Source organism: Clostridium thailandense (genome assembly GCF_019207025.1).
GTDB lineage: Bacteria > Bacillota > Clostridia > Clostridiales > Clostridiaceae > Clostridium_AM > Clostridium_AM thailandense.
Genome location: NZ_JAEEGC010000011.1, coordinates 1 through 8,203, shown reverse-complemented (window position 1 = coordinate 8,203; position 8,203 = coordinate 1). Strand labels below are relative to the sequence as shown.

Genomic DNA, 8,203 nt, shown 5'->3' with positions numbered 1-8,203 from the left:
TATATGTACCTTCAGCTTTGGGTAACATCTCCCTGCGTATAAATTTACTTTCTGGTGTGGTTATCTATATGTGTAATAGATAATCATGTATATCAATATTATACTAAGTATAGAAAAATAATCAAAAAAATTTATTAAGTACACTGACTTTTAAGAAAAAAGAGAAATTGACAAACTTAAGTATTTTGTTTATATTATTAAGTAGAGGTCTACCTATTTAAAGTGAGGATGATGTAATATGAAATTTGGAGACTGGGAATATCCTTATGATTTATTTATAAAAAGTATTGCTCAAAAGATGCGTTATACCAATGATAAGAAATTAGCAGAGTATAATTTGACTTCGCCGCAAGGTTTGTTACTTGAATTAATTGATAGATCAATAAGAAGAGAAAAGGAAATAACCCGTAAAAGCTTGGAATATGTTATGAATCTAAAAGGTCCTTCTATAACTAATCTTTTAAACGGTTTGGAAAAAAAAGGTTGTATCATACGAAATACTGGGATATCAGATGCTCGTACTTTTCATATAGAGGTTACAGCCGAAGGTAAAAAAATATTAAAAGAGATGGAAGAGATTTTTGAAGAAACGGAAGAACAGTTATTAGAAGGTATGTCGGAAGAGGAAAAAAGAATTTTTTTAGACTTACTTATTAAAGCATATAAAAATCTGGATGGTCATTTAGCTTAACGATAAAAAGCATATATTGCTTTTTATTTAGCAAAATAGGTAGAGGTCTACGTAAATTTTATTACAAACAGATGTATGAAGGAGATAATATATATGTCAAACAGTATGAAGAAGTTAAAGGAAAAGGAAATAATGTATACGTCAGATTATACAAATACGTTAAAAGAACTGAATAAAGATTCATTACATGAAGCAGGAGGCAAGGGTGCCAATCTTGGCGAATTGATTAATGCTGGTCTTCCTGTGCCACCAGGATTTGTAGTTATAACAGGGGCCTACCGTACTCATCTTGAAGCTTCGAATCTTAAGAAAAGCATAGAAAAAATGCTCGAAAACCTTAAAGAGCAGGATATTGATGCAATATCTGAGGCAAGTAATTGCATATCCTCATGGATTGAAGAAGCGCCAATGCCCTTGGAGGTTCAAGAGGAAGTGGATAGAGCCTTTGAAAGCTTATCTAAAGAAATTGGAGCTGATGATAATTTGTCAGTTGCAGTGCGCTCCAGTGCCACAGCGGAAGACTTGCCATCGGCTTCCTTTGCAGGACAGCATGAGACTTATCTTGGGGTTTATGGAAAAGAGGAAGTTTTTAAGTATGTAAAAAAATGTTGGGCAAGTCTCTGGTCCCCACAAGCAATAGCTTACAGAATAAGCATGAATTTTGATCACCTGGAAGTTGATCTTGCTGTCGTAGTCCAAGCTATGATAGCTTCCCAGGCTGCAGGAGTAATGTTTACTGCTAATCCTGTAAATGGAAATAGTGATGAAATATTGATAAGTGCTGGATATGGTCTTGGAGAATCAGTAGTTAGTGGACTGATAACCCCTGACTCCTTTATTCTAACAAAGGAAGGAAAGGTTAAAGAAAAGACTCTCGGTTCAAAAGAGTTTAGCATTAGACTGACAGAAAAGGGTACAATTACAGAAGAAGTACCTAAGTCAAAGAGAAAATTATTTTGTCTTGGTGATGACGAGTTTATGCAGTTAGCAAACCTGGCAAAGCTTGTAGAAAAGCACTATGGAAGTCCCATGGATACGGAGTGGGCACTGCTAGGAGGTAAAATATATCTGCTGCAGGCTAGGCCAATTACTACAATAATATCTGATTCAGAAAATTTCAACATTCTTGGCCCTGAAGATAAGATAATTTATCAGGGAAAAAAAGCACCTTTTGGACTACAAAGCGTAATGGAGCATTCGACCTATCCACATACACCCTTAGATTTTGCTTGTTTTAGTCATTTTTATCAAGGAATATATACTTCCTTTGCTGATGCAGGGCTTAAGATACCCAAAAATCAAAACAGACCGGTGGAAAGGGAAAGCGGATGTGTAGCGTTAAGTTATCAGGGACCAGGGTTATCTCCAGCCATAATGTGGAAAGGCCCTAAATTGTTAATTAAAAGCCTATTCCAAGATAATGATATTTTATGGCAGGCTTTTTCAAAGGAAATTAGTGTATGGCTTAAAAAGATGGACAATGCAGTAAGAGATACAAAGGATGCAGTAGGAGCTGTTAAGCTTATTGAACAGGCCTTAAAAGAATATGAGAAACTTGTTTATAAAAGATTTTCTGTGATTAGCATACCTGGAGGGTTCGCTGAGTATAGGTTTAGTAAACTAATTAAAAAAGCTGTGGGAAAGGAGAAGGCAGAGGAGTATAAAGAAAGTCTTCTCAGAGCTCTGCCATTTAGAACTGCCCTTCAAAATAAGACTCTGATGAAGATAGCACAAACGGAGGCTTTAAATGGAAAGGATAGTATAGCTTTTAAAAATGAACTTAAAGGTTTTTTAGATGAATATGGAGATATTGGTGCAGGAAGAATGTTATCTCCGAATACATGGCAGGAAAAGCCTGAAACCATTGATGAAATTATTGATGCATTACTCTGCAATACTGCTGTGCTAAATCCAGAGGAAAGCTTTAAAAAGCAGGAAGAGGATTATGAAGCTGCTAAGGAAGTAATAAAGAAAGGACTAAAACCAGCTGAGTATGATAAATTCATTAAAATTCTGGAGAAGTTAAGGAAGTCAGTAATCATCAGAGAAGAAAGTGTATTTTATTTAGAGAAGGTGGCAGGAGTTCTTCATAGAATGGCTTTAAAGCTGGGAATACTTCTAGCTAAACAAGGGGATATACTGGTATATACTTCACCTATATGGACACCTCTTTTTAAGGTGGCATCTGCAGCGGTTACTGAAATAGGAAGTACAACTTCCCATGCAGCAATTGTACCAAGAGAATATGGTATACCTGCGGTTGTAGCTGTTGAAAATGTAACAAATATATTGAAGGATGGACAAAAGATAAGAGTAAATGGTACAAATGGTATAATAACGTTGTTAGAATAGGCTGTGAGTGTATAGATAAGCAATAATGCAAGCAACATTGAAAGAGCAGATTCAGTAAATTAAAGCATACTCATTTTTAAAGCCTTCTTGTTCTGATTTATCAGCTTTACTAGGCTTTTCTTGAGCTCTTTTAAATGTATAATTCTCACTTGTTAAGATACGTCTAATAGTTTCAGCAGTAAAACTACTTTCAGAAACACCACGGTTATCTTTAAGTGATTCTAAAAGTAGTTTATTCCAATCTTTTATATATGAAACTATTGTAGGCTTAGATTTTTGAACATCAGAAATAATATATGTGTTATCGTTGCCTTCTTAAGGAAATTTATAATTTTGGATATAGGCAAGTGTCAGGAACTTCCTTTCCTTTTTTTATCATACTCTTCATGAATTTTTCTGCTCTCTCAAGGTTACCAACTGGAGTAATTGCTTTTTGTGAACATTCAAAAATGCAATTAAAACAGTGAATGCATTCAGAATTCATGTTTCTTATTATAGATTTGTCTTTATTCTGTTCTAAATGGCATACAGGACATACCTTTACACATTTACCGCATTTAATGCATTGATTATCGTTGATGGCTATTTTGGGATACATTTTTTTATGCCAAATCTTTTCTCTGAATATTAAGTCTGCCTTTAAATATATCATTAAGTCCTGATATTTAAGATATTTTGAGTTATCTTTTAAAGAAGCTAAATCAGCTAAGCTAATTCGTTTGACAAGTTCACCAATAGTAAAAAGTAATTTATCCTCTAATTGATCTTTATTGTACTCTTCCTTCATGAAAGCTTTAGTCATGTGATGAGAACTTGATACTTTTATGCCTGCAACAACTATTCGTCCACTTTTTTGCAGTAATTTACCTGCTTCGTCTAAAGCAATTCCAGAATTAATACCTCCATAGGTGACAAAGGGCACTGCTATTTTACTCCATCCATTTACAGGCCGTGGTAAATTCTTGATCAAATCCTTAACATGATATTGAAGATGATGTGCATATACAGGTGAACCTATAAATAAAATATCATGCTTGTTAATTGTTTTTTGTAAAAAATCTTGTTTATTATTCGTTAAAAAGTAGTCTTTATTTCCAGTAATATTGACTAGTTGCACAGTGATGTTATTCTGTTCGAGCTTGGTTTTTAATAATTCACCTACTCTGTTGGTATTATTTGACGGGCTAAATTCTAAAATTGCAGCTTTCATACTAACACTCTCCTATAATTATTTTTTTAATATCAATAAATTCATTAATAAAGAACTATCGTTCCTTATTAATGAAAAAATTTTTTACTCAAATAAGAATTAAAAATCTATATTTGAGTAAAAGTTTATTACATTAAAGGCTTCATGCCATTCATATGGTATGTAACTAATATATTAATACTGTTTTTTAGCCAATGTTCATCTTTATAATTTTTAGCGATTTCAATTATTCCATCAATAAAATTTTTAGATAATATATATAGAATTAATTGATCTTGAACCAAATCTTTTTTAACTTGAGTATTTATATGACAATTTAGGGCTGTAATTATTTGCTGCTTAAATCCTTCGTACTTTGTTCCTTGACTTTTATCAGATATAATAACAAATTTCTTTCTGTTATTCATAACAATATCTTCAATAAAAGCACTGATATAAACTGACATTTCAATGTCATTATCGTTATGATCAAAAAAATTTTTTAAACCGTTCATAAAGAGCTTATAAAATTCGTTAATAACTCCATAGAAAATAGCTGCTTTATTCTCATAATATAAATATAAATTGCTAACACTTATTCCGACTTCATTGGCAATATTACGTGTAGTAGCTTCTTTAAAGCCTTTTTCATAAAATATGTCTTCAGCTACTAATAATATCTTATTTCTAATTTCGTCTTTTAAAACTTGCATAATAAAGAACCTCCGTTCTTTATTATTTTAATGGTAAAATTGTTCTTATGTCAAGTATCAAAATTGATAAGTATTTAAAAGTATTATAGAAATGAAAAGTTAAAATCTTTTTCTACTTTTCCACTAGGAAATTCCCACATATTTGGGAAAGGAAGAGCGCATAGTATTTTATTATTTTCATTATTTACTTGTTAATAAATTGTTTTGCGGATGTGTTAAATAACCACTTTATTTTAATCAATATCAGAATTTATTTTATTTTTTTCTTCATGAAGTGTATTTAATATTTTTTTGAGAGCTTGGAGAGTTTGTTCTTCTTCCTTATCTGATAAACACTTTGAAAAAGTAGATACCAATTCTAAAAAGGTGGCTTCTATTTTGAAAGAAATTTCCTTTCCTTTGTCTGTTAAATAAAGTTTGTAAATACGCTTATCCTTTTGGTCTTTAACTCTTTTGACATATCCATTTTCAACTAGACTTTTTACTGCTTTTGCAGTAGTTGATTTACCTATATATAGATGTTCGCTTAACTCCTTTTGACTTATACCTTCAATCTTTGAGATTACGTAAAAAAAATCATGTTGACCGCTTTTAATATCTAAATCTCGAAGTTTAAAATTCATTATGCTTTGAGCATTTCTATAAATTGCTGCATTGAGCTTGCTAATGTTCTCCATATTAAGTTGTCTCCTTTACATTAATTTTTTTCCTACATATAATAAAATAAAGGATAAAGGCTATAATGGCTGATATACCGGCCAAAAGATACATTTTTGAATATCCTATGTTTGATGAAACCACTCCTAAAACAATTGCACCTAAGCCTATGCCGCAGTCAAAGGCCGTAAGGAAGGTGGCATTTGCAGCGCCTAGACGCAAAGGGGGAACTCCAACCATTGACATAGTCTGCAGGCTTGACTGAGCTGCACCAAAGCCTATTCCATAAATAAATGCAGTGATTAAAAACATTTGAATATTTGATGCCATGGATAGTAGAATCATAGCTGCAATTACACATATCAACCCAGGAATAACGGCATAATCAAAGCCAAGTTTATCTATAATTTTCCCAAATAGCGGCCTGGATATGAATAAAGAAATTGCATAAACCGTAAAGAAAATTCCTATATTTTGTATTCCTTTTTGTGAGGCATAAAGAGGTAAAAAGCTAGTTAAAGAACCATAGGTTACCGTTACGAAAAATATTATAATTGAAGGATATATAGATACTTTTTCATATAGTGAACCCTTTGGCTTACTTTCATCCTTATTTTCAATATTTTTATACTCCAATTTAAAAGACACAATAAGCCCAAGTACAGCCAGTATAGTAGAGGTGAAAAATAACACATTAAAGCTGTAGTTAGAAATAACAAATAGTCCAATTACAGGAGCTATTGCCATAGCTAAACTGCTTGTCAAGCTAAAATATCCCATCCCTTCACCAAATCGGTTTTTTGGTATGTTGTCCGATGCAATGGTACTAGAGGCTGTGCTTGTTGCTCCCCATCCAAAACCATGGACAAAACGAATTATAAGAATGATTCCTATAAAGGGAAGTAATGAATATGAAAATACAGATAATATAAATATAAGCAGACCAACTATAAATACTTTCTTACGCCCAAGCTTATCAAGAAATAATCCTGAAAGTGGACGAATAAAAACTGAAGATACTATAAAAGCTCCAGTTACTAATCCAATAATTGAATTTGTTCCACCAAGTTTTTTGGCGTATAAGGGGAGCGTGGGTAACAGCATTTGAAAGCTGAAAAATATTAGTAGGTTTATTACGTTGATGACAATGAAGTTTTTTGTCCAAAGACTCTCATTATTTTGTGCATTTTTTTCCATGAATGTTTCCCTCCTCGAAAAATTAGTTTCATTTGCAACTAATTTTAATATATCATAAATTAGTTTCACTTGCAACTATATTTGAATTTTAAAATAGTTTAATGACTTAAAGGATGTTGACAAATATTTATAAGATTGGACTATTTGATATAATATAACAATATAAAGCTATAAGTTTCTTGAAGTTTTTAAATATATAGTAATATGGTATTATGTCGTTAAAGGAAAGGTTATGCTTACTCAAAATGCTAAAATAAATGCAGTTAATAAAACAAAGGTTTACTGCGTATATGATAAGCTTGTATAAACATGGAGGGAATGTATATAAAATGAATTATAATGAGTTTAGCATATTACGACAATTAAACTAAATATTCTGAATTTAAAAACAAATAACAATAGATTATCAACAAGTTTTTTGCTATGATAGTACTAATAACGCAAAAGACGGGGGGAATAATAAAATGAATGTATCCGAATTTAGAGTCACAAATAAATCAAAATTTAAACTTAATGATATAAAGACATCATATACTGGAGATTTTAATAGTAAAGAAGATGCCCAAAAACATCTCATTAAAAATATTGAACAAATGAGTGAAATTCAAAGTAAATTATATGCTCAAGGTAAATATGGTATTTTGATTATTTTTCAGGCTATGGATACAGGTGGAAAGGATAGTGCAATAAAACATGTAATGTCTGGTCTTAACCCTCAAGGTACAAAAGTATATAGTTTTAAAGAACCATCTGCTGAAGAATTAAGTCATGATTATTTGTGGAAAGCTCATAAGCACATACCTGAAAGAGGACAAATAGGTATTTTTAATAGATCTTATTATGAAGAATTGCTTGTAGTAAGAGTACATAATCTAATAAAAAATCAGAGAATTCCAGAAGAATTTATCACAGATAGCATATGGAAAAAAAGATTTGAACAAATAAAAAATTTTGAAAAATACTTATATGAAAATGGAATTATACCAATAAAAATATTTCTTCATATATCAAAAGAAGAACAGAAAAAGAGATTATTAGAAAGAATTAATGATAAAACAAAAAACTGGAAATTTTCTGAGTCCGATATAAAAGAGAGAAGTCATTGGGATAAATATCAACAATTCTATGAAGAGGCTATAAGAGAAACTAGTTCGAAAAGCATACCATGGTTTGTAGTTCCTGCAGATAAAAAATGGTTTGCACGACTAGTGATATCACAGATTATAATAGATAAACTGGAAGAGTTAAAGCTGGAATATCCTACATTAAGCAAAGAACAGTATGATGGTCTAGAGGAGTGTAGGAAAAAACTTATTGAAGAATAATTAAAAAATCATAATAGTAAACTATTTATGAGGGGGCTGTCGCACTATAGATGTCCGTCAACGAAAGTTGAATTATGCT

The 8,203-nt window shown here is 31.5% G+C and carries 7 protein-coding genes; 3 read left to right on the top strand and 4 right to left on the bottom strand.

All coding sequences use genetic code 11. The features are described 5' to 3' along the window. The first annotated feature begins 238 nt into the window (after positions 1 to 238). Both I6U48_RS02790 and I6U48_RS02785 read left to right on the top strand, forming a co-directional pair. Complete coding sequence (locus I6U48_RS02790) at positions 239 to 691, top strand: MarR family winged helix-turn-helix transcriptional regulator (protein WP_218318878.1); 453 nt, start codon at positions 239 to 241, stop codon at positions 689 to 691. A 93-nt stretch (positions 692 to 784) separates the two neighbouring features. Beyond that, entirely contained in the window at positions 785 to 3,043 is a 2,259-nt protein-coding gene (locus tag I6U48_RS02785) for a PEP/pyruvate-binding domain-containing protein (protein ID WP_246615176.1), read from the top strand. Positions 3,044 to 3,368: 325 nt separating this feature from the next. Here the strand turns inward: I6U48_RS02785 and I6U48_RS02775 are convergent, their stop codons facing one another. From I6U48_RS02775 to I6U48_RS02760, 4 genes are all read right to left on the bottom strand, one after another. Then, positions 3,369 to 4,253, bottom strand: a complete 885-nt coding sequence (locus I6U48_RS02775; RefSeq protein WP_218318877.1) for an EFR1 family ferrodoxin — start codon at positions 4,251 to 4,253, stop codon at positions 3,369 to 3,371. Between the two features lie 128 nt (positions 4,254 to 4,381). Next, a complete protein-coding gene (locus I6U48_RS02770; RefSeq protein ID WP_218318876.1) occupies positions 4,382 to 4,945 on the bottom strand; it encodes a TetR/AcrR family transcriptional regulator in 564 nt (187 codons plus the stop codon). Positions 4,946 to 5,178: 233 nt separating this feature from the next. Then, on the bottom strand, positions 5,179 to 5,622 hold the full coding sequence (locus tag I6U48_RS02765) for a MarR family winged helix-turn-helix transcriptional regulator (RefSeq protein ID WP_218318875.1): 444 nt from the start codon (positions 5,620 to 5,622) through the stop codon (positions 5,179 to 5,181). A gap of 1 nt (position 5,623) precedes the next feature. Continuing rightward, entirely contained in the window at positions 5,624 to 6,868 is a 1,245-nt protein-coding gene (locus tag I6U48_RS02760) for an MFS transporter (protein ID WP_312890868.1), read from the bottom strand. Positions 6,869 to 7,263: 395 nt separating this feature from the next. On the opposite strand from I6U48_RS02760, the gene I6U48_RS02755 reads away from it, so the two are divergent. After that, complete coding sequence (locus tag I6U48_RS02755; RefSeq protein ID WP_218318873.1) at positions 7,264 to 8,124, top strand: polyphosphate kinase 2 family protein; 861 nt, start codon at positions 7,264 to 7,266, stop codon at positions 8,122 to 8,124. Positions 8,125 to 8,203 lie beyond the last annotated feature (79 nt).

Coding starts and splice junctions, on each gene's coding strand:
- I6U48_RS02790 (WP_218318878.1), top strand. CDS start 239: ATGAAATTTGGAGACTGGGAATATCCTTATGATTTATTTATAAAAAGT.
- I6U48_RS02770 (WP_218318876.1), bottom strand. CDS start 4,945: ATGCAAGTTTTAAAAGACGAAATTAGAAATAAGATATTATTAGTAGCT.
- I6U48_RS02765 (WP_218318875.1), bottom strand. CDS start 5,622: ATGGAGAACATTAGCAAGCTCAATGCAGCAATTTATAGAAATGCTCAA.
- I6U48_RS02785 (WP_246615176.1), top strand. CDS start 785: ATGTCAAACAGTATGAAGAAGTTAAAGGAAAAGGAAATAATGTATACG.
- I6U48_RS02775 (WP_218318877.1), bottom strand. CDS start 4,253: ATGAAAGCTGCAATTTTAGAATTTAGCCCGTCAAATAATACCAACAGA.
- I6U48_RS02755 (WP_218318873.1), top strand. CDS start 7,264: ATGAATGTATCCGAATTTAGAGTCACAAATAAATCAAAATTTAAACTT.